The organism is Sulfitobacter sp. 1A13421, from assembly GCF_043557285.1.
Classification (GTDB): domain Bacteria; phylum Pseudomonadota; class Alphaproteobacteria; order Rhodobacterales; family Rhodobacteraceae; genus Sulfitobacter; species Sulfitobacter faviae.
Genome location: NZ_JBIFFQ010000002.1, coordinates 286,353 through 311,085, shown reverse-complemented (window position 1 = coordinate 311,085; position 24,733 = coordinate 286,353). Strand labels below are relative to the sequence as shown.

General features: G+C 57.7%; 23 protein-coding genes and 1 other RNA gene. 13 read left to right on the top strand and 11 right to left on the bottom strand.

The window, feature by feature from the left end; genetic code table 11:
* Window positions 1-3: 3 nt before the first annotated feature.
* On the top strand, window positions 4-1,338 hold the full coding sequence (locus ACGYLI_RS05245) for a sigma-54 dependent transcriptional regulator (protein WP_067266663.1): 1,335 nt from the start codon (window positions 4-6) through the stop codon (window positions 1,336-1,338).
* A gap of 23 nt (window positions 1,339-1,361) precedes the next feature.
* On the opposite strand, the gene ACGYLI_RS05240 is transcribed toward ACGYLI_RS05245, so the two are convergent.
* Window positions 1,362-1,652, bottom strand: coding sequence for a hypothetical protein (locus ACGYLI_RS05240; protein ID WP_394409619.1), 291 nt, complete (start codon window positions 1,650-1,652; stop codon window positions 1,362-1,364).
* Between the two features lie 560 nt (window positions 1,653-2,212).
* Here ACGYLI_RS05240 and ACGYLI_RS05235 point away from each other — a divergent pair.
* Window positions 2,213-5,107: an Rne/Rng family ribonuclease gene (locus ACGYLI_RS05235; protein ID WP_394417761.1), complete on the top strand. Its 2,895-nt coding sequence runs from the start codon at window positions 2,213-2,215 to the stop codon at window positions 5,105-5,107.
* Between the two features lie 89 nt (window positions 5,108-5,196).
* Here the strand turns inward: ACGYLI_RS05235 and ACGYLI_RS05230 are convergent, their stop codons facing one another.
* On the bottom strand, window positions 5,197-5,424 hold the full coding sequence (locus ACGYLI_RS05230; protein WP_067266668.1) for a sulfurtransferase TusA family protein: 228 nt from the start codon (window positions 5,422-5,424) through the stop codon (window positions 5,197-5,199).
* A 91-nt stretch (window positions 5,425-5,515) separates the two neighbouring features.
* On the opposite strand from ACGYLI_RS05230, the gene ACGYLI_RS05225 reads away from it, so the two are divergent.
* The 4 genes from ACGYLI_RS05225 (at window position 5,516) to ACGYLI_RS05210 (ending at window position 9,862) form a co-directional block, all read left to right on the top strand.
* Window positions 5,516-6,268 (top strand): cytochrome c biogenesis CcdA family protein, encoded by a 753-nt coding sequence (locus ACGYLI_RS05225; RefSeq protein ID WP_394417758.1) that lies wholly within the window; start codon window positions 5,516-5,518, stop codon window positions 6,266-6,268.
* Window positions 6,269-6,321: 53 nt separating this feature from the next.
* Window positions 6,322-7,551: a hypothetical protein gene (locus ACGYLI_RS05220; protein ID WP_394417755.1), complete on the top strand. Its 1,230-nt coding sequence runs from the start codon at window positions 6,322-6,324 to the stop codon at window positions 7,549-7,551.
* Window positions 7,548-8,900 carry a cytochrome P450 gene (locus ACGYLI_RS05215; protein ID WP_394417751.1) on the top strand — a complete coding sequence of 451 codons (1,353 nt, stop codon included), beginning with the start codon at window positions 7,548-7,550 and terminating at the stop codon, window positions 8,898-8,900. Before ACGYLI_RS05220 ends, ACGYLI_RS05215 begins: the two co-directional genes overlap by 4 nt.
* A 68-nt stretch (window positions 8,901-8,968) precedes the next feature.
* Entirely contained in the window at window positions 8,969-9,862 is an 894-nt protein-coding gene (locus ACGYLI_RS05210; RefSeq protein ID WP_394417749.1) for a fructose bisphosphate aldolase, read from the top strand.
* Between the two features lie 49 nt (window positions 9,863-9,911).
* Here ACGYLI_RS05210 and ACGYLI_RS05205 read toward each other — a convergent pair whose 3' ends face one another.
* The 8 genes from ACGYLI_RS05205 to ACGYLI_RS05170 form a co-directional block, all read right to left on the bottom strand.
* A complete protein-coding gene (locus ACGYLI_RS05205; RefSeq protein WP_394417746.1) occupies window positions 9,912-10,139 on the bottom strand; it encodes an N-(5'-phosphoribosyl)anthranilate isomerase in 228 nt (75 codons plus the stop codon).
* Window positions 10,140-10,148: 9 nt separating this feature from the next.
* Window positions 10,149-10,382: a ribbon-helix-helix domain-containing protein gene (locus ACGYLI_RS05200; RefSeq protein ID WP_271691335.1), complete on the bottom strand. Its 234-nt coding sequence runs from the start codon at window positions 10,380-10,382 to the stop codon at window positions 10,149-10,151.
* Window positions 10,379-10,555 carry a DUF4169 family protein gene (locus tag ACGYLI_RS05195; RefSeq protein ID WP_394417743.1) on the bottom strand — a complete coding sequence of 59 codons (177 nt, stop codon included), beginning with the start codon at window positions 10,553-10,555 and terminating at the stop codon, window positions 10,379-10,381. Before ACGYLI_RS05195 ends, ACGYLI_RS05200 begins: the two co-directional genes overlap by 4 nt.
* Window positions 10,552-11,943: a class II fumarate hydratase gene (gene fumC, locus ACGYLI_RS05190; RefSeq protein ID WP_394417740.1), complete on the bottom strand. Its 1,392-nt coding sequence runs from the start codon at window positions 11,941-11,943 to the stop codon at window positions 10,552-10,554. Before fumC ends, ACGYLI_RS05195 begins: the two co-directional genes overlap by 4 nt.
* A gap of 95 nt (window positions 11,944-12,038) precedes the next feature.
* On the bottom strand, window positions 12,039-12,518 hold the full coding sequence (locus tag ACGYLI_RS05185; RefSeq protein WP_394417737.1) for an SspB family protein: 480 nt from the start codon (window positions 12,516-12,518) through the stop codon (window positions 12,039-12,041).
* A 73-nt stretch (window positions 12,519-12,591) separates the two neighbouring features.
* Window positions 12,592-13,836, bottom strand: a complete 1,245-nt coding sequence (gene chrA / locus ACGYLI_RS05180) for a chromate efflux transporter (protein ID WP_394417734.1) — start codon at window positions 13,834-13,836, stop codon at window positions 12,592-12,594.
* A gap of 120 nt (window positions 13,837-13,956) precedes the next feature.
* Window positions 13,957-14,302, bottom strand: a transfer-messenger RNA (tmRNA) gene (gene ssrA / locus ACGYLI_RS05175).
* Between the two features lie 275 nt (window positions 14,303-14,577).
* Window positions 14,578-14,832: a helix-turn-helix domain-containing protein gene (locus ACGYLI_RS05170; RefSeq protein ID WP_394417731.1), complete on the bottom strand. Its 255-nt coding sequence runs from the start codon at window positions 14,830-14,832 to the stop codon at window positions 14,578-14,580.
* A 72-nt stretch (window positions 14,833-14,904) separates the two neighbouring features.
* Between ACGYLI_RS05170 and ACGYLI_RS05165 the strand changes: the two genes are divergently transcribed.
* Both ACGYLI_RS05165 and ACGYLI_RS05160 read left to right on the top strand, forming a co-directional pair.
* Window positions 14,905-15,297 (top strand): hypothetical protein, encoded by a 393-nt coding sequence (locus tag ACGYLI_RS05165; RefSeq protein WP_394417727.1) that lies wholly within the window; start codon window positions 14,905-14,907, stop codon window positions 15,295-15,297.
* 91 nt (window positions 15,298-15,388) lie between these two features.
* Window positions 15,389-16,282 carry a hypothetical protein gene (locus ACGYLI_RS05160; protein ID WP_394417724.1) on the top strand — a complete coding sequence of 298 codons (894 nt, stop codon included), beginning with the start codon at window positions 15,389-15,391 and terminating at the stop codon, window positions 16,280-16,282.
* 178 nt (window positions 16,283-16,460) lie between these two features.
* Here the strand turns inward: ACGYLI_RS05160 and ACGYLI_RS05155 are convergent, their stop codons facing one another.
* The gene (locus ACGYLI_RS05155) at window positions 16,461-16,775 is read right to left on the bottom strand and encodes a hypothetical protein (protein WP_394418291.1); all 315 of its coding nucleotides are present in this window, start codon (window positions 16,773-16,775) and stop codon (window positions 16,461-16,463) included.
* Between the two features lie 54 nt (window positions 16,776-16,829).
* Between ACGYLI_RS05155 and ACGYLI_RS05150 the strand changes: the two genes are divergently transcribed.
* From ACGYLI_RS05150 to ACGYLI_RS05130, 5 genes are read left to right on the top strand one after another with little or no spacing between them, the layout of a single operon-like run.
* Window positions 16,830-17,684 (top strand): helix-turn-helix transcriptional regulator, encoded by an 855-nt coding sequence (locus ACGYLI_RS05150; protein ID WP_394417721.1) that lies wholly within the window; start codon window positions 16,830-16,832, stop codon window positions 17,682-17,684.
* Window positions 17,681-21,097: a DEAD/DEAH box helicase family protein gene (locus tag ACGYLI_RS05145; RefSeq protein ID WP_394417718.1), complete on the top strand. Its 3,417-nt coding sequence runs from the start codon at window positions 17,681-17,683 to the stop codon at window positions 21,095-21,097. The genes ACGYLI_RS05150 and ACGYLI_RS05145 overlap by 4 nt, the downstream gene beginning before the upstream one ends.
* Window positions 21,097-22,617: an N-6 DNA methylase gene (locus ACGYLI_RS05140; RefSeq protein ID WP_394417715.1), complete on the top strand. Its 1,521-nt coding sequence runs from the start codon at window positions 21,097-21,099 to the stop codon at window positions 22,615-22,617. Before ACGYLI_RS05145 ends, ACGYLI_RS05140 begins: the two co-directional genes overlap by 1 nt.
* Entirely contained in the window at window positions 22,614-23,804 is a 1,191-nt protein-coding gene (locus tag ACGYLI_RS05135) for a restriction endonuclease subunit S (RefSeq protein ID WP_394417712.1), read from the top strand. The genes ACGYLI_RS05140 and ACGYLI_RS05135 overlap by 4 nt, the downstream gene beginning before the upstream one ends.
* Window positions 23,801-24,730: a DUF5655 domain-containing protein gene (locus ACGYLI_RS05130; protein ID WP_394417709.1), complete on the top strand. Its 930-nt coding sequence runs from the start codon at window positions 23,801-23,803 to the stop codon at window positions 24,728-24,730. Before ACGYLI_RS05135 ends, ACGYLI_RS05130 begins: the two co-directional genes overlap by 4 nt.
* The last annotated feature ends 3 nt before the right edge of the window (window positions 24,731-24,733 follow it).

Here is a 24,733-nt window from a genome sequence, read left to right as displayed (position 1 = left end):
CGCATGGCTCAGGCAATGAAAATCGCGATTGTAGATGACGAACAGGACATGCGGCAGTCGATCAGCCAGTGGCTGGCCCTCTCAGGCTATGACACGGAAACTTTCGGCAGCGCCGAGGACGCGCTCAAGACATTGGGGCCCGATTATCCGGGCATCGTCATTTCCGACATCAAGATGCCGGGCATGGACGGGATGCAGTTTTTGAAAAAACTCATGGGCAGCGACTCGGCCCTGCCGGTCATTATGATCACCGGCCATGGCGACGTGCCGATGGCGGTTGAGGCGATGCGGGTGGGCGCGTTCGATTTCCTCGAAAAGCCCTTCAACCCCGACCGGATGAGCGAACTGGCTAAGAAAGCCACCAACGCGCGGCGGCTGGTCATGGACAACCGCGCGCTGCGGCGTGAACTGTCCGACGGCGGCCAGTTGATGAAAAAGCTGATCGGCCAATCCCCGGTGATGGAGCGCCTGCGCGAGGATATTCTCGATCTGGGGCAGGCCGATGGGCATGTGCTGATCGATGGAGAGACCGGGACGGGCAAGACTTTGGTCGCCCATGCGCTGCACGCCGTTGGCTCGCGGGCGGGCAAGAAATTCGTGCTCGTCTCCTGCGGCGCCTTGGAGGAAGAGGCGCTGGCCAAACGGCTTTTCGGCCCGATGCAGCCCGAAGACGCGCAACTGCCTGCTATCGAAGAAGCCCGCGGCGGCACTTTGGTCTTAGAGGATATCGAAGCGCTGTCCGAGCAACTCCAAGCCCGGCTGCTGAGCGCGATCAACGAGCAGGGCACCCCGGCGGAGACGCGGATTGTCGCCATCTCGAACCTGCAAGAGGCAGGGCGCACCTCGGAAGACGCGCTGCGCTCGGACCTGTTTTATCGTCTGGCGGCGCTGCGCATCACCGTGCCGCCATTGCGCCAGCGGGGCGAGGATATTCTGACGCTCTTCACCCGGTTGAGCGATCAATTCGCGGATGAATACGGTTGCGAGGCGCCTCAGGTCAGCGCGCAAGAGGCGGCACAGCTGTTGCAGGCGCCTTGGCCCGGCAACGTGCGTCAACTCATCAACGTGGCCGAACGCGCCGTACTGCAATCGCGCCGCGGCTCGGGCACCATTGCTTCGCTGTTAATGAGCGACCATGATGAGATGCAGCCGGTGATGACCACCGAGGGCAAGCCGCTGAAGGAATATGTCGAAGCCTTTGAGCGTATGTTAATCGATAACACCATGCGCCGCCACAAGGGTTCGATCGCCAGCGTGATGGACGAGCTTTGCCTGCCGCGACGGACGTTGAATGAGAAGATGGCGAAATACGGGTTGCAGCGGTCAGATTACCTCTGACCGCGCCCCACAAGCAGCGCGGCTTAACCGTTGCGCTGCTCTGCGATCTCGACCGCTTTGCCATTCGGATCGGTGATGCAAGACCAGCTCGCCGCGCCGGGCACATCGACGATATGGCGGTAAAGCTCAACGACCGGACGGGTGGTATTGATCGCAACCCCCGCCGCTTCGGTTTGCTGGGCCACCGCAGAGATACAGCTTTTCTGCCCGCGCAATTCAGCCAAAGCTGCGGGGTCGTCGGCCACGGCGATCTCATCACAGGCGGTGAGGCCCAGAAGGGTCAGGCAAAGCGCGGGGCGCAGAAATTTAGGCATGAAAGCGGTCCTTTGAAACTCTGGGCCGCATTGGCGGCAAGGCAATTCTATAGCGTCGCCCGGCGACAGCCGCCACGACAGTCCGAATGTTTCCAAGCCCATGCGCCTTGTCAACCGACCGGGGATAAAGCGCATTTGACTGTTGCTCATTCGATTGACCATTGTGTTTCACCCCGTAAAGCCCTTAACTAGCCGGATAAGTCCCGTAACGCCCGACCGGCGTGGGGTGACTTTTGACAGTTTCGCTGCCGTGCCAGCCCGACACCGGGGGGCCAGCAGACCGATTGGGCCGGAAACGGCCGAAGAACCGCTGATATTCGCGAGGGTTAGCCCGACCGAAGCACAGCTAATTAATGGATGGGAGAGGCCGCAGAGCCCTCGCATCGGAGAAGAACCGCGATGACGCGCGCAGATGCTCAGAGCAGACAGTCGGGGGCCCTTGGTGGCTCTGCTGTTGCCGCGTCCTCCATCGCCCTGACAAGTCACACCTCCCAGCCCGAAGCCCCGCCAGGGGCCTTTTGTGCGCGGGTGCTGTGCATAATGGATCTATGTCTAAGAAAATGCTTATCGATGCCACCCACGCCGAGGAAACTCGGGTCGTGGTCGTGGACGGAAACAAGGTCGAAGAATTCGATTTTGAATCGGAAAACAAACGCCAGCTTGCTGGCAATATCTATCTAGCCAAGGTTACACGGGTCGAACCGTCGCTTCAGGCGGCCTTTGTCGACTATGGCGGCAACCGTCACGGTTTCCTCGCTTTCTCGGAAATTCACCCCGATTATTACCAGATTCCCGTGGCCGACCGTCAGGCGCTGCTGGAAGAAGAGCGCGCCTATGCCGAAGCGCAGGCCGCCAAGGATGATGAAGAAGAAAAACCCAAGCGCACCCGCTCGCGGTCGCGTAGCCGGTCGAAAAGCCAAGCGGCCGAGACCAACAGCGATGATGCCGTAGCCACCGCCGAGGTCGCCGAGGACAACAGCGATCAGATCGCGGGCATGGAAACCGTCGATCTCGACAGCGAAGAGGGCAGCTCGCCCATGGAGCGGGTCGCGGAAACGCCGGTTGAAGAGCCCGAGAATGATGCGGCGGAGGGCGATGTCGCCAAGGCCGAGGACGCGGCCCCGGCCAAGGCGGATGACGCGGCAAAGGCCGAGGATGCCGACGCCAAGGATGACGCGCAGGCCGACGGTGAAGACGCCGATTGCAATGAGGACAAAGGCAGCGATGCCACGGCGAAGGACGATTCCATCGAATCCGTCGCCGATGAGGACGACAGCGAAGACATCCGCCCCGTGCGCAAACCGCGCCCGCGCCGATACAAGATTCAAGAAGTCATCAAGGTCCGCCAGATCCTGTTGGTGCAGGTCGTCAAGGAAGAGCGCGGCAACAAGGGTGCGGCGCTGACCACCTACCTCAGCCTCGCCGGTCGTTACTGCGTGCTGATGCCCAACACGGCCCGTGGTGGCGGCATCTCACGCAAGATCACCAATGCCGCCGACCGCAAGAAACTGAAAGAGATCGCGACCGAGATCGAGGTGCCGAAAGGTGCGGGCCTGATCGTGCGCACCGCCGGGGCGAAACGCACCAAGGCCGAAATCAAGCGCGATTACGAATACCTCCAGCGCCTCTGGGAGCAGATCCGCGAGCTGACGCTGAAATCCATCGCGCCTGCCAAGATCTACGAGGAAGGCGATCTGATCAAACGCTCCATCCGCGACCTCTACAACCGCGAGATCGACGAGATTCACGTCGAGGGCGAGCGCGGCTACCGCATCGCCAAGGACTTCATGAAGATGATCATGCCGTCCCACGCGAAGAACGTGAAGCTCTACAACGAGAGCCTGCCGCTCTTCGCCCGCTACCAGGTCGAAAGCTACCTCTCGGGCATGTTCAACCCCACGGTGCAACTGCCCTCGGGCGGCTATATCGTGATCGGCGTGACCGAAGCGCTGGTGGCGATCGACGTGAACTCGGGCCGGGCCACCAAGGAAGGCTCGATCGAACAGACCGCGCTCAAGACCAACCTTGAAGCCGCCGATGAGGTCGCCCGCCAGCTGCGTCTGCGTGACCTTGCCGGGCTCATCGTGATCGACTTCATCGACATGGACGAGCGCAAGAACAACGCCGCCGTCGAAAAGCGCATGAAGGACCGGCTCAAGACCGACCGCGCGCGGATTCAAGTGGGCCGCATCTCGGGCTTTGGCCTAATGGAAATGTCGCGTCAGCGTCTGCGCCCCGGCATGATCGAGGCGACGACCCAGCCTTGCCACGCCTGCCACGGCACCGGCCTCGTGCGCTCGGACGACAACCTCGCCTTGTCGATCATCCGCCAGATCGAAGAAGAAGGCACCCGCCGCCGCTCTCGCGAGGTGCTGGTGCGCGCGCCCGTGGGCATCGCCAACTTCCTGATGAACCAAAAGCGCGAGCATATCGCCCATATCGAAATGCGCTACGGCATGTCGGTGCGGATTGAAGGTGATCCGTCGCTGGTGAGCCCCGACTTCCACATCGAGAAGTTCAAGACGGCAACGCGCACCGTGCCGCCCGTCTCGGATCACGTCGTCTCGGTCGATACTTCCCTCATGGATCAAATCGACGAGGATGAGAGCGCCGCCGAGGCCGAAGAGGCCCCCGCCGCACAGGACGCCAGCCCCTCCGACAACGGGAACGGCAATGGCAATGGTGAAGAGGGTGAGGGCAAATCCAAGCGCCGCCGCCGCCGTCGTCGCAGCCGGGGTGGCCGTGGCCGCAATGGCAATGGCGATCAGCAAAACGGTGCAGAGGATCAAAACGGTGCTCAGCAGCAGGACGAAGCGAAATCGGACGAGGGCGAGAAAACCGCGCCGATAGAGGCGGAAGCCCCGCAGGCCGAAGCGGAAGCCGCGCCCGCCGAGGAGAAGCCCAAGCCGAAATCCCGCAGCCGCTCACGCAAGCCTAAGGCCGAAGTCGCTCCCGAGGCGGAACCCGCGCCCGAAGCTCTTGCCGCTGCGGAAGGCGAAGCGCCGAAAGTCAGCGCCGAGGCCGAAGGGGAGGAGGCCCCCAAGCCCAAGGCCAAGCGCAGCCGTCGGACCAAGAAACCCGCAGCCGAAGCGGCGGAAGAGACCGTGAGCGCAGACGCCGTGGCAAGTGAGGAAGAGGCCGCACCCGCGCCAAAGCCCAAGCGCCGCAGCCGGGCAAAAGCCAAGCCGGTCGAGCCGGTCGCCGAAGCCACGCCCGATGCGATGGCCGAAGCCCTGCCGAGTGAAGCGCCCATCGCGGCCCCGTCACCGGAAACGGCGCCGCCCGTCGCGGAGGCGCCTCAGCCTGAGCCGCAGCCCGACCCCGCGCCGAAGCCGGTGGAGGCCGAGGCACCCGCTGCCGAAACCGCTCCTGAGCCGGTGGCCGAAAAGGTAGAAGAGCAGCCCGCCGAAAAGCCCAAGCCCAAACGGCGCGGCTGGTGGTCGCTGGGCAGCTAAAGCGCTTAAGATAAAGAAAACGGCGGGCTCTCAGGCCCGCCGTTTTCAGTTTGGCGATAGGGTAAGAAAGACGGCGCGACCGCGCCCGCTCAGCCGCCTTTGGTGATGATATAAAGCTCTGCCGCGCCCTCGGTCCGGGTTTCGGTCAGCTGATGGCCCGCCTCGGCACAGAAATGCGGCACGTCGATCACGGCGGCGGGGTCATCCGCCGTCATGTGAAGCTGATCGCCCGGCGCAAGCGCCGCCAGTCGTTTGCGTGCTTTCAGCACGGGCAGGGGGCAGAGAAGCCCCGTGGCATCCAGTTTTTCGATCTTCATAAGATCAGTTAAGCCAAGCCGGTCCCGAGGTCCACGATCTTGTGACAATATGACAGGTGACGCCGGGGCCATGTCGGTCTAGGAGTCGGTCATGTTTGAAATAAGCCTCCTCGACGCCGGGATCCTGCCGGCCATGACCATCGCCCTTGTCGCCGGGATTTTCAGTTTCCTGTCGCCCTGCGTGCTGCCCATCGTGCCGCCCTATCTGGCCTATATGGGGGGCGTGTCGATCAATGACATGTCGAGCCAATCCAGCGCGCGGCGGCGGGCGGTGGTGGCGGCGCTGTTCTTCGTGCTGGGGCTAAGCACCGTCTTCGTGCTCTTGGGCTTCACCGCCTCGGCCTTTGGGATGTTCTTTCTCCAGAATCAGGCGCTTTTCGCCAAGATCTCCGGCGTGGTGATCATTGTCTTTGGCCTGCATTTCATCGGCCTCTTCCGCATTCCCTTTCTGGACCAAGAGGCACGGTTGGACGCGGGCGATAAAGGCGGTTCCAGCTTTGGCGCCTATGTTCTGGGGCTGGCTTTCGCCTTTGGCTGGACGCCCTGTATCGGCCCGCAGCTTGGCGCGATCCTGTCGCTCGCGGCAAGCGAGGCTTCCGTCTCTCGCGGTACGCTTTTGCTGGGCATCTATGCGGCAGGGCTGGGGATCCCGTTCCTGCTGGCCGCGATGTTTATCACCCGCGCAATGACGCTGATGAACCGGATCAAACCGCATATGAAGCTGATTGAGCGGATCATGGGGGGGCTTCTCGTGCTCGTCGGGCTGGCCTTGCTGACCGGTGCTTTCACCGCCTTCTCCTTCTGGCTGCTAGAAACCTTCCCGATCCTCGCAACTGTGGGTTAAGCCTTATTCTCGCCCCGAATTACGGCTAGACTATGCCGAAGAAGAGGGCGGGCATGGTAAGCAAAGCGCAGGGAAAGACGGTGAAAACGCGCCGGGTGTTCTACATCCCCGGCTACGATCCGATTCACCCGCGCCGCTACCGCGAGCTGTACCGCAAGGAAGGCGCCGCGCAGGCGGCGATCTCGGGTTATGAGATCGGGCTGAAGCCGAAGGCGGGCCGCGGCAATTACGGCTGGCAGGTGGATGCTGAGATCGACGGGCAGCGGGTGAGCGCGCAGGTCGAGGTTCTGGTCTGGTCCGACATCGTGCGCGAAAGCATGAGCAGTTCGATCCCGGCGACCTATTGGCAATTGCTGCGCACGGCTTGGGTCTACATCGGGTCGGGCGCGCTTTGGCGGCTCATGCGGCTGCGCAAGGGGCCGGTGATCGCCGCACTCTACCCCGTTGGCATGTTGATCGCGCAGGCGCTGTTGGCGGTGGCGCTTGGCCTGTTGACCTATGGCCTTCTCGGCATGCTCAGCGATCATTGGGCCGCGCGGCTCGCCTTCGCGGCACTGGGTATGGGGTTGGGCATTGCCCTGCTGCGCTGGTTCAAAAAGAAGGACGGCAAGTTTTTCGCCTATTACCTCATGCATGATTACGCCTATTCCGCCGCCACCAAGGGCGCGAATCCACCGCAGCTTGAGGCCCGGATGGCCACCTTTGCCGATGCCATCGCCGCCGCGCTGTCTGATGATGTCGACGAGGTCTTGGTCGTCGGCCATTCCTCGGGCGCGCATCTGGGGGTATCGGTGCTGGCCGATCTGATACGGTCGGGCAGGGTGACCGAAGGCGGGCCTGCTCTGGGTTTCCTCACGCTGGGGCAGGTGGTGCCAATGGTGTCTTTCCTCCCCCTAGCCGAGCGGTTGCGCAGCGATCTGCGCTATCTCTCGGCACGCGACGAACTGGCTTGGGTCGATGTCACCGCCCCGGGCGATGGCTGCGCCTTTGCGCTTTGCGATCCGGTGTCGGTGTCAGGCGTAGCGCCCGAAGGGAAGCGTTGGCCGCTGGTCTTCTCCGCCGCCTTCACGCAAACGCTTAGCCCCGCGCGTTGGAAAGCGCTGCGCTGGCGCTTTTTCCGGCTGCATTTCCAGTATCTTTGTGCCTTCGACCGCCCGCGCGACTATGATTACTTTCAGATCACTGCCGGGCCCCAGACACTCGCCGCGCGCTATGACGGGCGGCCTGCGTCGAAATCGCGGATCGACCAGGCGGTCAGCAAATACACCTCTGTCGCCGCATGAGCCATCCGCCCAAACCCCCCGCGCGGCCCGACCGCGTGTCGCTCTGGCGATATGCCAAGCTGTTCCGCGCCGACATCCTCTCGGCCCAGCCCGCGCGGCTCTATCGGGCGTGGATGGCCGAGTTCAAAACGCCGTTCTTTCGCAGCTACCTGATGAACCAGCCCGAGCTGGTCAAAACCGTGTTGAAGGACCGGCCCGAAGATTTCCCCAAGTCCGACCGCATCGGCGAGGGGCTGCGGCCCCTCTTGGGCAACTCCGTCTTTCTGACCAATGGCGAGACATGGAAACGCCAGCGCCGCATCATCGACCCAGCCTTCGAGGGCGGGCGCCTGCGCGAGACCTTTCCAGCCATGTGGGACGCGGCAGAGGCGGCTGCGGCACGGCTGGACCCCAAGGCGGGTGAGGTGGTCGAGATCGAGGCTGAGACAAGCCACGCCGCCGCCGATGTGATCTTTCGCACGCTGTTTTCGCTGCCGATCGAACATGAGGTCGCCCGCGCGGTTTTTGACGAGTTTCGCAATTACCAGCGCAGCCAGCCGATCCTGAACCTCGGGGCGCTTTTGCCGCTGCCGCGCTGGATGCCGCGCCTGTTTCGCCGCGAGACGCGGGCCAGCGCGGCGCGGATCAGGGCGCTGATCACCGATCTGACCCGCGCGCGCATGGCGCAGATCGAGGCGGGCACCGCGCCCCACGATCTTGCCACCAAGATCATGACCCAAGCCGATCCCGAAACCGGAAAGCGCTTCGACACCCAAGAAATGGTCGATCAGGTCGCGATCTTCTTTCTTGCAGGGCATGAGACCAGCGCCTCGGCCCTTGCTTGGGCGCTGTACCTGATGGCCACCCATCCCGCGTGGCAAGAGCGGTTGGCGGAAGAGGCGCAGGCGCTTGAGACCTGCGATTTCGCGGTGATGTCGAAACTCAAGCTCAGCCGCGATGTTTTTCGCGAGACGCTGCGCCTCTACCCGCCCGTGCCGATGATGGTGCGTGAGAACCGTTGCCCCGAACGCTTCCGTGACCGACAGGTGAAACAGGGCGCGCAACTGGTGCTCAGCCCGTGGCATCTGCACCGCCACGAACGGCTTTGGGAAGATCCCGACGGCTTTGACCCGACCCGCTGGCAGACTGAGAACGGCAGACAATACCAGCGCGACGCGTTCATCCCATTCTCCGCCGGGCCGCGGGTCTGCACGGGGGCGGGCTTTGCCATGGTCGAGGGACCGCTGATCCTGTCGCGCATCCTGCGCGACTTCCGCGTGACCGCCCAACCGGACCGCGTGCCAGTGCCTGTCGCACATTTGACCGTCCGTTCAGATAAGGGCATTTGGTTAGCGCTATCAAGACGCTAGCTGCTATCATCGGCTGTGCGTTTCAATTAGAAACGCAGCGAACGGAATCAAAATAGGACCTGGGTGACATGGGCTACGACAAGGCGCAACTTGAGCAAATGGACAGCGGCAAGGGCTTCATCGCGGCGCTTGATCAATCGGGTGGCTCCACCCCCAAGGCGCTAAGCCTCTATGGCGTGGAACCGTCGGATTACAACGGCGACGAAGAGATGTTCAAAGCCGTCCATGACATGCGGGCGCGGATCATCTTGGCCGATGATTTCACCTCTGAAAAAGTGATTGGCGCGATCCTTTTCGAGCGCACGATGGATGACACGATCAACGGCAAACCGGTCGCGCAGCTGCTCTGGGAAGACCGCGGCGTGGTGCCTTTCCTGAAGATCGACAAGGGTCTGGAAGAGACCAATAACGGCGTGCAGATGATGAAGCCGATCATGGAGATCGACCATCTGCTGGCCCGCGCGGTAAAGCACGGCATCTTCGGCACCAAGGAACGCTCTGTCATTCATGAGGCCAATGAAAACGGCATCGCCGCCGTGGTGGCGCAGCAGTTCGAACTGGCCAAACAGGTCTGTGCCGCCGGTCTCGTGCCGATCATCGAGCCCGAGGTGAACATCAACTCCGAGAGCAAGGCCGAGGCCGAAGAGATTCTGCGCGGTGAGATCGAGAAGCACCTAAAGGCGCTGCCCGAAGGTGAGATGGTGATGCTGAAGCTGACGATCCCCGAGAAGGCCGGTCTCTATGATGATCTGGCCGAACATGCCAATGTTCTGCGCGTCGTGGCGCTGTCGGGTGGCTATTCCACAGCGGAAGCCTGCGAACGGCTGGGCAAGAACCGGACCATGATCGCCAGCTTCTCCCGCGCTTTGACGGAAGGGCTGAACGTCAAGATGACGGACGCGGAGTTCAATGAGGCGCTTGGGCAGAACATCGACAAGATTTACCAAGCGTCGATCTGTTAGATCGGAATTTTTTGAAAATTCCGGTCCCGTTTTCTTTAAAAGAAAACGGCTAGGCAATCCGCCGGATAGGTTCTCTATTGCAAAATATGATGACCTGTCCGGCGTTCTCAACCGTTTGAAAACCACGACGTTTTAATTCGTTTTCAAATGTTTGGCGTCCAACAAACTTCTCAATATCGCGCGCATTACGTCGAATGACCTGTCCGCGAATAGCCGCCTTTGAGGCAAAAATATCATCCAGCCAAGCGGCGGGTGAGAGAGGGGATCCGACGGCCATGGCCGGACGCTAATCCGCTTTTGGTAAACGTTCCTTTAACGACCGCAGCACAAACAGCCGGATCGCCCCGGCCAGCCCGATGTCCAGCCCACGGGCGGCGTCGATCTCGGCCACCAATGCGTTGATCGGCATGCCCCGCGCGGCGGCGATGGCGCGGAACTCATCCCAGAATTCGTCTTCGAGGGAGATCGATGTCCGGTGGCCCCTTAGGGTCACCGAATGTTTGCGGGGCCTTGCGCTCATATCTCGCGCTTATGCGCGTCGAGCGTGGCCTTGGCTTGGGCGGCGCTTTTGCGCGCCGCCTCTTTCTCAGCTTTGCTACGGCCAAAGCGCAGCGCATTCTCATCCGCCTGAGCGCGGCGGGCCGCAAGATCGCGTGCCTTTCTCGCCTTGTTCAGGTTGATGGGCTGACTCATTTCGGGCCGATCATGTTTTCAGGGCGGACCACACGCTCGAATGTCTCGGCATCGACGAAGCCGAGGGCGATTGCCTCTTCCTTCAGGGTCGTACCGTTTTTATGCGCGGTCTTTGCGACCTTGGTGGCGTTGTCGTAGCCGATCTCGGGGGCCAGCGCGGTGACCAGCATCAGCGACTCGCGCATCAGCTTCTCGATCCGGTCCGCGTCAGCCTTGAGGCCATCCACCAGATTGTCGGTAAAGGCCGAAGCCGCATCGCCCAAGAGTTGCATAGATTGCAACACGTTATAGGCCATCATCGGCTTGTAGACGTTAAGCTCGAAATGCCCCTGCGATCCGGCGAAGCCCACGGCGGCATCATTGCCCATGACATGGGCGCAGACCTGCGTCAGCGCCTCGCATTGGGTCGGGTTCACCTTGCCCGGCATGATCGAAGAGCCGGGCTCGTTCTCGGGCAGGATCAATTCGCCCAGACCGCAGCGCGGGCCGGAGCCCAAAAGGCGGATGTCATTCGCAATTTTGAACAGCGAGGCCGACACGGTCTTCAGCGCGCCGGAGATCTCGACCATCGCGTCATGGGCGGCCAGCGCTTCAAACTTGTTGGGCGCTGTGACGAAGGGCAGGCCGGTGATCTCGGCCATGTTATGCGCAACGGTCTCGGCCCAGCCTTGCTTGGTGTTCAGCCCGGTGCCCACGGCGGTGCCGCCCTGTGCCAGCTCATAGATACGGCCAAGCGAGTCGCGCACGCGGGCGATGCCCATGGCGACCTGATGGGTATAGCCCGAGAATTCCTGAGACAGAGTCAGCGGTGTCGCGTCCTGCGTATGGGTGCGGCCGATTTTGATGATGCCGTCGAATTCCTCGACCTTCTTCTGCAACGCGCCGTGCAGCTTCTCCAGCCCCGGCAGCAGCACGTCACGCGCCGTCATCGCGGTGGCGATATGCATGGCGGTGGGGAAAGTGTCGTTCGAGGACTGGCCCATGTTGCAGTGATCGTTGGGGTGCACCGGATCTTTCGAGCCGATGGTGCCGCCCATGAGTTCAATTGCGCGGTTGGCGATGACCTCATTGGCGTTCATGTTCGACTGGGTGCCGGAACCGGTCTGCCAGACCACCAGCGGGAAGTTATCGTCGAACTTGCCCTCGAAGACCTCACCGGCAGCTTGAATGATTGCCTTACCGCGTTCCTCGTCCAGCGAGCCCTGCGCCACATTCGCCTGCGCGCAGGCCTTCTTGATCACGCCGAGCGCGCGCACGATGGCGATGGGCTGCTTTTCCCAGCCAATCGGGAAGTTCATGATCGAACGCTGGGTCTGCGCGCCCCAGTATTTATCGGCGGGGACTTCGAGCGGACCAAAGCTGTCGGTTTCGGTGCGGGTATCGGCCATTCTGCGGCTCCTGCTGTGACTTATCGTTGTCCAGCGGTGTACCTGCGCCTTACGCGCTGCGCAATGCGGGGATGGCGCTAACTGCCATTCCGGCGCTACTTCCGAAAGGAATCGAGCGAGACGATCTCGGCATCTTTGACCGGCTCTTCTGCGACTTCCAACTCTGCCTCATTCGTCTGGTCGAGCGTGGCCTCGTCTTCCGCCACGTCTTCCTCTTCGGTCTCTTGCTGTTCGAACCGCAGGCCAAACTCAACCGAAGGGTCCACGAAGGTGCGGATCGCGTCGTAAGGAATATAAAGCGGCTCCGGCGCATCGCCGAAGTTCAACGTGATGGCGAAACCGTCTTCACCCACATCGAGGCCGTCGTACCAATGCTGCATCACCACGGTCATCTCATCGGGATAGCGGTCCGACAGCCAATCGGCCAATTCCGCATCCGGATGCGAGGTGTCGAAGGTGATGAAGAAATGGTGATTCCCCGGCAGTCCCTTGTCCGATACGTCTTGCAAGACCCTGCGGATCAGGCCCCGCATGGCTTCGTGCATCAGGTTGCCGTAATCAATGCTGCGGCTCATTCTTCTCTCCGGTCCGGGCGATGGGCAGGGGTAAGCATACCCCATTCAGGGGCGAGTGAAAGGGGGTCCCGCGCTAAATCGCGTGAAGGATCAGCGCCAGCGTGGCGAGCAGAACCATCGTGAGGACAAAACCACGCTTGAGGGTCAGCATCAGCACGGCAGCCAAGAGCGTGAGCGCGGCGGCCATGGGGTTGAAACTGTCCCAAACGGGCAGGGGCAGGGCGAGCGGGCCATCAGCGCCCACCCGATCAAACAGCACATGCAGCGCAAACCAAACCGAGAGATTGGCGATGACCCCCACTACAGCCGACGTGATCGCCCGCAGCGCGCCTGCGATGCGCGGCTGTTCAGAAAGCGCCTCAAGATACGGGCCAGCAAGGAAAATCCACAGAAAACAGGGCGTGAAAGTGACCCAAAGCGCCAGCAGCCCGGCAGCCATCGCCCCCGCGGGGCCGCTTTGCGCAAATCCCGCCAGCATCCCGACGAATTGCGTCACGAGGATCAGTGGGCCGGGGGTCGTCTCAGCCAGGCCAAGCGCGTCGATCATCTGATCGGTCTCGATCCAGCCGAAATCCTGCACCACGGTCTGGGTCATATAGGCCAGCACCGCATAGGCCCCGCCGAAGGTCACCACGGCCAGTTTGGAAAAGAACAGCCCCAGTTGCAGCAGAAAGTCGTCGCCGATGAAGGCAAGGAACAGAAGCGGCGCGGCCCAGAGACCACCCCAGATGAGCAGGGTGCGCAGGCTATGCGCAGGCGGCAGGTTGGCGGCTTCGGTCTCGGGCGTCGGGCTTCGGGTCAGCATCCCAATGGCCCCGGCCACCAGAATGATCAGCGGAAACGGCAGACCCAGCACGAAGAGCGCGATGAAAGACCCAAAGGCCAGCGCCCAGCCGAGCCGCCCATGAAGCGCCTTTAAAGAAACCTTCAGAAGCGCTTGGAATACCACGATAATGACAGCGGCCTTGATGCCCAGGAAGGCCGTTTGCACCAAGGGCATCTGCCCATACCACGCATAAAGCAGCGCAAGTGCCGCAATGAAGACCGCACCCGGCACGACGAAAAGCAACCCTCCCAACAGCCCGCCCGCGACGCCGCGCAGGCGCCAGCCTGCATAGGTCGCCAGCTGCATCGCCTCCGGTCCGGGCAACAGCATACAGAGCGAAAGGGCCCGCAGGTAGGTCTGCTCGCTCAGCCACGGGCGATGCTCGACCAGCTCGCGGTGCATCACGGCGATTTGGGCTGCGGGGCCGCCGAAGGACATCAACCCAATCCGGCCGAACACGCGAAACATATCGGGCCAACTAGGTGGGGTCATCGGGGCCATCCTGCGTCATCAAAGCCACCACGGCTTCGCTGCGTCACGGATAGGGACAGAGGAAAGCGCGGTCAAGTTAATGCAAGAGCGCCTTCTAACGGGTATGAAACGGAAGGAAAAAGTGCAGGTTTCTGTTGCCAGGTACCTGCGAACCCCGCCTTAAGCTGCAAGGCCTAAGGACTTAAGATTTCAGTCGCTGAAACCGCTTACGCGGCCATCGCAACTGGAGCACGATTGTCATTTGCAATTGTACAGTTTGAACCGATAACGGTGGTATCTCACCGAGACAAAGCAACCCCTTTAGACGTTCGTCGATCCTATTTCGGCCCCATGATCCCCAAATGAAGGATGTTTGGTGGAGCCGCCGGGTACCGCCCCCTTATGGCCACCAAAAATATTACTTATTGACCTGCATCCTCTATAAATAAGCTCCTCAAGCATCAGTAGATTGAACTTTTTCTACCTCGCACCCGACCCAAAGTCTACTCGAACCACTTTAGGTAAAAATCCCGTTGGCGGGGAGAAGGGGGCGAAACGTAGAGGCCGTGCCGTCGATCAGCGCGGGCTGAGCGGAGCCTTCGCATAGCGAAGCGAAGCCCGCGCGGGTTAGCTAGCAATTTTGGTTCGTTATCGACCGGCGACATGCATTTTTCCCCAATTTCGCCTCACCCGCAGTGGTGGTCGTTAGCAACGATACTAGAAGAGCGGCAGGATCAAGTGGCGCGGTTCCGGAACAAAACGTCAAGATAGGGTGGTCGGCGCGTCTTTAATGAGCGGCTGGAGAAATTCGCATATGTCCACTTGGATGCAGTTGAGAATGACGCACATCTCGACGACATCTAAGCGACGCTCACCAAGCTCATATTTTGCAACGAAAGAAGGAGGCTTGTTGAGCATTTTTGCCAGCGCAGCTTGAGAGAGGTTAGCCTCACGCCTCACATTGATCAGCTGCCGTCTGAAAAGTTCATATGTGCTGCTATAGACTGCGCCTGCCACTGTTTGCTCCGAATCCTCTGGACAAATCGCAGTACGCTGTTTAGTCGGCACTCCCAAAATAGGAGTGAACGCATGTCGTCAGATTTTGAATTGACTAATCTGCCAATACTAAGGCCTAAGACGGTTTTACCTTTTATCTTGGTTTGGTACGGTTGGCTGTCGGAAAGCCAAGGCGCCCTTGCGAAAGAGCTGAACCTAATTGTTGTCGTCCCATTGGATGATCCGATTCACGATCAGGTGTATGTACGTCTATCTCACATCGGAAGACGCTATTTTAGGAAACGTATTTGCGGTCCACGCAGGCTTGAGGCTGGATATGCGCTTGCTTCTCTATACCGTGAACTCGGCCACCTCAGCACAGAGAAATGCTATATTTACAAAGGGGTGCCTTTAGGGTCTAAGGCTGACCATCCGGACCTACAAACTAACCGTGACCGTCATTTTAGCCTCAAGGAAGGCTATTAAGCTTTTGAAACACTCTGATTTTTCTGAGATGAGAGTTTTTTAGATTTCGAGTGCTGCAGGTGCGAAGTTCAAAATTTGTTGAGGAAATTTAATGCGAGATGTTTTCCATATTCAATATCGAGGCGGCGATGCAGAAGGCCACGATATTCCCGCGCGACATCTTGCGGCATCACTCGAAGGACTGGACAAAATTGTCGTCCGATTCTTATGGGCGATAGAAACACAGAACTCGGCTGTCCGTTCACCTTCGACTGAAACGGCGAGCCTCAACCTATTAGCGCCGACATCTGGCTGCGTCGATATTTCTCTTTTTGCAGGCGTAGCACAAAGCCTCATGCCGTTCATCGGGAGCATGCAGGATTCAGTCCGAAACAAACTTAGCGAGCACATTATCAGCTACACCATGTTAAGGTGGGGTGGACGAAAAGTGGAAGCCGACAGTCACCTGAGCAAAGCCTTGGATATAATAGAAAAACAGAATGAATTGATTGCTGAGGATCGGAAGCATGAGCGGGAAACTCAAGCAGAAGATCGCCAGCGTGAGCGAGCTCATGTCGAGGCCGTTCTGCGGACGCAGGTAGAAACACATAAGGCAGACGCGGCAAAAGCAGCGCGACCTGTGGGCGTCTCCTGCCGCAATATGATCATAGCGAGCGGCGATGCCTCGACCGAGATTGATGAAGCGACTGCAGACGCAGTGAGAGCTAAAGAGGAGCTTGTAGTGAGTGATGTTATGGAGATTACTGTGCGGGTTGACGGTATTGAGTTGAGCTCACGAACCCTCAAAGTGTTCGATCCAACTGATCCAGGAAAACGCGTTCGAGTTCATATCTCAGACCCTGCCTTTGATCCATTGAGACCGGGAGATAACGCCTATGAAACTGCCGTTCAAAAAAGAGGGACTATCCGTTTAATCGGTAAAGCTACGCAAAGATCTGATGGTACATTGAAATCATTCTACGCCATTGGCGCAGAGGCTTTGTAAGCACGTAAGAGAATTGTCAGCTTTCTATGTAGAGTGCCGGTCTTTTTCCCCGTTGATACTGCTCTGACGCGCCTCTCGGCAAAAAGAGGATATAAATACTCCTTGTCGCCTCCATCCCTGAATGGTGCTCAGTCGACGCCTTCAATGAATGCTTTAACGAAATATTCTATTTTCTCAATCACGCGGTCCGCGATGCTACGACGTTCCCGCAATGAAGGGCGCTTCTCCATAATTTTCTGACATCGTCACTCATGGGGGCTTTCTTAGTAAATAGGTATCTCCCAATGACCTTTTCCAAACCTATTTGTTGGAGGCCTTCACCTTTATTCAGATTTGTAATGACTTCCTGCTTCCTAGCTTGCCAATAGCTATCAAACTCCTCACCAACATCGGCGCTCAACGGGATGTCGGGGAAGTGTTGCGAGATAAGCCGCTCAATGAGCTCCTTTTGATGAGTAAGGTGAGCAAGAAGGGAGAGTTTCGAACTTGATATTTGTGCGGATAATTAATATACGCATAGTAAATAATCTCAAATCTGAGTGAAGTCATGTCTGCTTCCGAATTGAAATGGGCGACGGAGCAGAGGTTCCAGTTAATTGAGTACCAAGCTTTCTGGCTTGGCAGCTTAAACCGTATCGATCTGACCTCACATTTCGGCATCTCGGCACCTCAGGCTTCAAAGGATATAGCAGCTTACCAGTCTCGATACCCGCGAAACATACAATACGATCACGGCGAAAAACGGTACGTTGTTACAGAAGAGTTTGCTCCTCGCTTCATGGAGTTGAAACCAGATGTATTCCTTAATGATTTATTGAGAGAGGTTGATATTAGTCAGTATCCTGCACGGCTTCCGACTGAAGTTGTCCCAATTCCGAAGCGGCTGATTGATCCGTTGGTACTGCAAGCCCTGACCCAGTGCATTGCCCACAGTCAGTCTGTGGAAATTCTTTATCATTCGATGAGCCCCAGCAAACCTGATGCTATTTGGCGCCGCATCACTCCCCACAGCTTTGTAACTGATGGGCTTCGCTGGTACACGAGGGCCTACTGTCACCTTGACCAGAAATTCAAAGACTTCCTGCTATCACGGTGTCTGAAATCCCGAGAGCCTGACGCACCTAGAGCATCGGTTCATGACGATACCTATTGGAACGAGTCTTTCGAGGTCCACCTTGTACCCAACCTTGCACTATCTTCCGCACAGAAGAAAGTGGTAGCAAAGGACTATGGCATGACCGATATGAAGCTGACCGTGTCTACTCGAAAAGCCATGTTGTACTACTTTAAGAAGCGTTTGCGTTTGGACGTAGCGCATCTGATGGACGAACCGGTCGAATGCCCTTTAAATATCGAGAACAAAGCGGCTTTCGATGCTGCCATCGAGGAAGCAACGAAATGACGGCGTCCAATTTCGAATTCCTTAAAGATTACTGGCCCGAGGTCGCTGTACTCGGTGAAAGGGCAGAAAGCTATGTGATGCTGGATGCTAGAAGCGCTATTTTCAATCTTCGGCTTCTGGCAGAGAATCTTGTGAAAGATATTTATCACTCACTTAATCTACCGAAACCAGACCGATCCACTCAGCTCGACCTTCTTAGCAACAGTGCCTTCACAGCCATTGTGCCGAAAGTCGTTCTGAATAAGCTGCATGCCATCAGAAAGTTCGGCAACAAAGCAGCGCACGGCGATGACGTTTCCAGGAATGACGCCCTTTGGCTACTAAACGAAGCCCACGATCTGAGTAAATGGGCTATGGTTAACTACCGTAAGGTTGACCACAAAACGCTACCAGCTTTTCAACAAATAAAATTGCAAAGTGCTAGTACGGTACAGCAGCCACTCACACACCAAGAGAAGCAGACCCTCCATAAGCTAGCCGCGCAAGAAGAAAAGATCACTGCGCTCCCTGGAGATGTTGAAAAAACTCGCGAGCAAGCTCAAACTGCTGAGAGAAAAGCTGATGAACTCACAGAACTCCTCCGATCTGCTCAGCAGACTGCCGACATTCTCGAGTTTAACGAGGCGACGACACGGTCGCGCATCATCGACAACCTGATCGCGGCTTCCGGTTGGAGCGTAGCAACTGGCGAAGCTTCGACGAGGGAAGTCGTGAAGGAAATGGAGGTCGGCGGCCAGCCTACAACGTCAGGCAAGGGCTACGTTGATTATGTCCTGCTGGACGCGGACGGTGCGCCACTGGCCGTCATTGAGGCAAAGAAAACTTCCGTCGAACCGGAGCTCGGCCGCAAGCAAGCAATGCTGTACGCCGATGCGCTGGAGAAGCAGTTTGGTCAGCGACCGGTGGTTTTCTACACCAACGGATACGATATTTGGATGTGGGACGACGCGGCTGGGTACCCACCGCGAAAGGTGTTTGGCTACTATTCTAAGGACAGCCTTCAATATCTCGTGAAGTTCCAACGCAAAAGCCGTAAGGATCTGAAGTTGTTGGTCCCCCAAGAGCGCATCGTCGACCGTCTCTATCAAATCGAAGCGATCAAACGCGTATCCGAGCGATTTGCCGACAAACATCGCAAGGCGCTGATCGTACAAGCAACAGGCACCGGCAAAACACGTGTGGCCATTGCTCTCGTCGAGCTACTGATCCGTGCCGGATGGGCAAAGCGTGTGCTCTTCCTTTGCGACCGGAAGGAACTTCGAAAGCAGGCGAAGAATGCCTTCACGGACTACCTCGACTCAGAACCAATACGGGTGGTTAACTCGCGCGTCACCGGAAATGCGACCGAGCGGATCTTCATTTCCACCTATCCGGCGATGCTCAAGGTCTACCAATCCTTCGATGTGGGATTCTTCGACCTGATCATCGCGGACGAGTCTCACCGTAGCATCTACAACATTTATGGCGACCTCTTTCACTATTTCGACAGCCTCCAAGTCGGGTTGACAGCGACGCCTGTCAACTTCGTAACGCGATCGACCTTTGGTCTTTTTAACTGCGAGGGTAAGCTACCGACCTTCAACTACGACCTAGAAGATGCGGTAGGTGAGAAACATCTTGTTCCTTTCGAAGTGATCGACCACACCACGCAATTCCTGCGGGAAGGCATCACGCTCGATGGGCTAAGCCAAACCCAGATCGAAGAACTAGAGGCGCAGGGCGAAGACCCGAATTCCTATGACTACTCCTCGGAACAGATCGATCAGGCGATTTACAATCGCGACACCAACCGCGTGATCATTCGTAATCTGATGGAGAACGGCATCAGGGATGCGAACGACCAGACCATCGGTAAGACTATTGTCTTCGCGCGTAATCACGAGCATGCCATACTGTTATGCAAGCTGTTCGATAAGATGTATCCGCAATATGGCGGTAAGTTCTGCCAGGTGATCGATAACTATGACCCGCGCGCAGAAAGCCTTATCGACGACTTCAAAGGAACAGGGACCAACAGCGAACTCACTATCGCCATTTCAGTGGACATGCTGGATACCGGCATCGATGTGCCCGAGATCGTGAACCTAGTTTTTGCCAAACCGGTGCGCTCGCCGGTCAAATTCTGGCAGATGGTTGGACGCGGCACACGGCTTCGTTCTGATCTGTTCGGCCCTGGAAAGCATAAGACCGTCTTCCGGATATTTGATCACTGGGCAAATTTCAAACGCTTCGAAGAGGGATACAAACCTACCGAGCCTCAGGTTTCGAAATCGCTGCTTCAACAGCTTTTTGAACAACGCATCTTGCTCGCAGAGACCGCGCTCCAGAAAAGCGAGATTGCCGTTTTCGATCACGTTGTCCAGCTGATTGCTGCCGACATCAATGCACTTGACGAAAACACCGTGGCCGTCCGCGAGAAATGGCGGGAGAAGCGCTCAACAGCGTCAATTGAAAGTCTAAAGGGGTTCGATCCTGGTACCGTGTCGGTATTGCGACAGGCCATCGCCCCGCTCATGCAATGGCGTGATATCAGGGGCAAGGCAGAGGCGCATGCGTTCGATCTGCTCGTCTGCAAGGCCCAGATCGCGGTTCTGCGTCAGTCTGCAGCAGTCGCCGATCTTAAGATTGATTTCCTCGACCGGGTGGGTTCGCTCCAAATGCATCTCAACCCGGTCCGTGAGAAAGCCGAAGTCATCAAAGAAGCGAAGTCGGATGCTTTTTGGAAGGATGTGACGGTGCTTGACCTGGAAGCCGTGCGCGAACCACTGCGCAGCATCATGATCTACCGCGACCGAAAAAAGTCTGGCGGCAATGGCCCGAAGATCATTGATGTCACCGAAGATGCTTCCCTGGTACAGTCCTCACGCCGCAGTGCGTCTCTCAAGACGGTAGACATGGCAGCCTATGAGCAACTCGTTGAGGCGGAACTGAAGAAGCACTTCGAGACCAATCAAACGTTGAAGAAAATCCGCGCCGGTGAACCGGTGGCGCCAGAAGACCTGAACGCCATCATTTCGCTGGTCCTGACTCAAAACCCTGATGTCAGCCGCGATGCGCTTGAAGAGTTTTTTGCGTCCACGATGCTGCCGCTCGACATCACCATCCGCAAGATGGTCGGTCTGGACGAACAGGCCGTGAAGGACAAGTTCTCGACCTTCGTGCTGAGCCATCCAGAGCTAACTGCTAAGCAAACGCGCTTTCTGGCGCTGCTGCAGAACCACATCATCAAATTCGGCTTCATCACCATCGACCGTCTCTATGACCAGCCTTTCACGGTAGTTGATGCCGATGGTCCCGAGGGCATATTTGACAAGGCTGACGACATCGATCAGCTGATGAGGATCGTCAATTTCTTCGCTCCGGCGCCCAAAGGCGATGGCGGAGCCCAAATGTCCCAAGGAAAACTGCACTGATGGTAACCGGTGAACTGAAAAAGAAGATCGATGCGCTTTGGACCGAGTTCTGGACCGGCGGCATCACTAATCCGTTAACGGTGATCGAGCAGATCACCTTCTTGATCTTCGTGCGCTTGCTGGACGTTAACGAGGCCCGCGACGAGAACCGATTGAAGCGCGGCCGCGTGGAATTCAAGCGCCGTTTCAACGGCGATGAACAAGAACTCCGCTGGTCGCAATTCCGGCACTTGGGTGCCGATGAAATGCTGCCCCTGGTGCGCGACCAAGTCTTCCCACATTTCCGCAAGGCGTCCGTCGGAACCACCTTCGCCGAATTCATGAAGGATGCGCAGCTGATGATCCAAAAGCCTAGCCTTCTGGTGAAGGCGGTAAACATGATCAACGACCTTCCGCTTACGTCTGGTGACACCAAAGGCGACCTCTACGAATATCTGCTGGGCAAACTGACCACTGCAGGCATCAACGGCCAATTCCGGACGCCGCGCCACATCATCCGCCTGATGGTGGATATGCTGGAGCCTAAACCCACAGATGTGATTTCCGACCCGTCATGCGGCACCGGCGGCTTCCTGGTCGAGACAATGAACTACCTTCTCGAGAACCACACCTCGCCCGAGGCGGTCATGGAGGAAAAAGATCCGGACACCGGCAAAACCGAAAAGACCTTCACCGGCGACCTGCTCGAGGACCATTGGAACCATATCAGCAACGACATGTTCTATGGCTTCGATTTCGACGCCACTATGCTGCGCATCGCTGCCATGAACATGATGCTGCACGGCGTCGACAATCCCGACATCCATTACCAGGACACGCTGAGCAACAGCTTTCCAGAGCGGTTTCCTAAATCCGCCAGTGAAGGCTTTGACATTGTTCTCGCAAATCCACCCTTCAAAGGCTCGCTCGATTTCGAGGATGTGCATGCTGGGCTTCTGCGGCAGGTGAAGACGAAGAAGACGGAACTCCTGTTTTTGGTGCTGATCCTGCGCATGCTGAAAACTGGCGGGCGCTCGGCAACCATTGTGCCCGATGGCGTGCTGTTCGGCTCTTCCACCGCTCATGTGGCGCTCCGCAAGCTGCTGGTCGATCACAACCAGCTGGAGGCGATGATCTCGCTGCCATCGGGTGTGTTCAAGCCCTATGCGGGTGTGTCCACCGGCATACTCGTCTTCACCAAGGGCGGGCGTACTGATGATGTCTTCTTCTACGATGTGGAGGCGGACGGTTACTCGTTGGACGACAAGCGCGATCCGATCGATGCCAATGACCTGCCGGATTGCATCAAGGCTTGGACCGCCCGCGACCCGAAGCGCGACACGGACCGCAAGCAGAAGGCCTTCTTCGTTCCGGCCGATGACATTCGCGAGGCGAATTACGATCTTTCACTCTCCAAATACAAAGAGCGCATCTACGAGGAGCAGGAATACGACCCGCCGAAGGTCATCTTGAAGCAGATGAAGACCCTGAATGACGACATCAGCAAAGACCTCGCAGACCTTGAGGGGATGCTGGGATGACGACGGCGATACCCCTTGGCGAGGTTGTCGATGTCTCGTCCGGGCAACCAGCTCCTAAGCCCGATGAGTTCTCTAGCTCTGGAGAGCCCTTCATTCGTGCCGGTAGTCTCGAAAGACTGATCGCCGGCACAGGAGAAGAAAATTGCGAGCGGATCAGCGAAGAAACCGCGCGGAAAAAAAGGCTTAGGCTATATCCGGAGAATACGATTCTTTTCGCAAAGAGCGGTATGTCCGCCAAACTTGGCCGTGTCTACAAGCTTAAGCGACCTGCTTATGTCGTGAGCCACCTAGCAGCACTGGCGCCAATTGGAAAATACGACCCCAACTATCTTTCGTACTGGCTAAAAAAGAACCCACCATCACATCTGATCAAAGATGATGCTTACCCATCTATTCGCACCACGGAGATTGCGAGCCTCGCAGTTCCAAACATAGCACTTGAAGAACAACGCCGGATTGCGGCGATCCTCGACAAGGCCGACACCATCCGCCGTAAACGTCAGCAGGCCCTCGCCCTCGCCGACGATTTTCTCAAGTCGGTGTTTTTGGAAATGTTCGGTGATCCTCAAACAAACCCGAAACAACTGCCACAAGAGGAGCTTGGCGAGTTATTGGAAAGGATCGATAGCGGTCATAGCCCCAAATGCGAATCCAGGCCAGCTGCAGAGGACGAAATCGGAATTTTGAAAGTGAGCTCTATCTCATCCACTCACTTCAAACCCGAAGAAAACAAGGCCGTTTTCGAAGGGTATCCTATTGATGAGCGCAACCTCGTTCATAGTAGAGATCTTCTCTTCTCCAGAAAGAACACTTACCAGTTAGTAGGCGCGTCCGCGATTGTTGAGAACGTACATGGAAAACTGGCGCTGCCCGACTTGATATTTAGGCTCGTACCAAGACCGGATCGTAAAATTGAAATTCCGTATCTGTGGATGCTCTTGACCCAAGACTCAATCAGAGAGCGCTTGAGAAAAGTAGCCGGTGGATCGGCTGCGTCGATGCCAAACATTGGAAAAGAAAGACTTAGGTCTGTCCTGCTCCCAATCGCCAAACCGGAGGACCAAGTCCAGTTTACTAAATACTTCTCTAAGAGAATTTCATTGAAGAAAAAGCTTCAGGAAAATCTGACAGTAACGGAAGACCTCTTCGCCTCCCTCTCACAACGCGCTTTCCGGGGGGAGCTATGAGCGATCTGAAACTCTTCCGGATTGGCGGCACGGATGTCTGCGAGGTGCATGGCACGTCGCTGGCGCTGGAAAAATCGCTGCAGACGCTGATCGAGCAGAACCTGGAGACCTTTCTGGGAGTCCGCTTTCTGGCGTCGGAATTTTCAACGGGTCGCGACCATGGCGGGCGGATGGACACGCTTGGCATCGATGAAAATTCCTGCCCGGTCATCATCGAATACAAACGTTCCTCCAACATGAACGTCATCAATCAGGGCCTGTTCTATCTCGACTGGCTGGTGACCCACCGCGGCGATTTCGAGATGCTGGTCTTGAAGAAGTTCGGCGAGAAGGCTGCGCAGTCCGTCGAGTGGTCATCGCCGCGCCTTATCTGCATCGCCGGCGACTTCTCCCGCTATGACGAGCACGCCATCAAGCAGATGAACCGCAACATCGAACTTATCCGATACATGAAGTTCGATGAAGACCTGCTGCTGCTGGAACAGGTCAACGCAGCCTCTGCTCCGCTGATCGGCGTGATCGCGACGGATAAAGTTGATGGCGGCACGGACGGCGGGCAAAAGCAGAAATACACCACGGTCTCGCAATATCTCGACAAGGCGGACGGTGAGTTGCGCGCCCTCTTCGATACAGTGAAGGAGCATCTCGAAGGGTTGGGGGATGACGTGCAGTTCAAGGTGCTGCGCTTCTATTTCGCTTTCAAGCGGATCAAGAATTTCGCCTGCGTCGAGATCAAGACCCAGGAGCGCAAGCTGATCGTCCACGTCAAGGTCGACCCCGACACAATCACGCTCGAAGAGGGATTTACCCGCGACGTGCGCAGCATCGGCCATTTTGGCACCGGCGATCTGGAAATTACCATGCGCTCCATCGAGGACTTCGAGAAGGCGAAGCCGCTGTTCGAGCGCAGCTATGAGAATGCGTGAGGC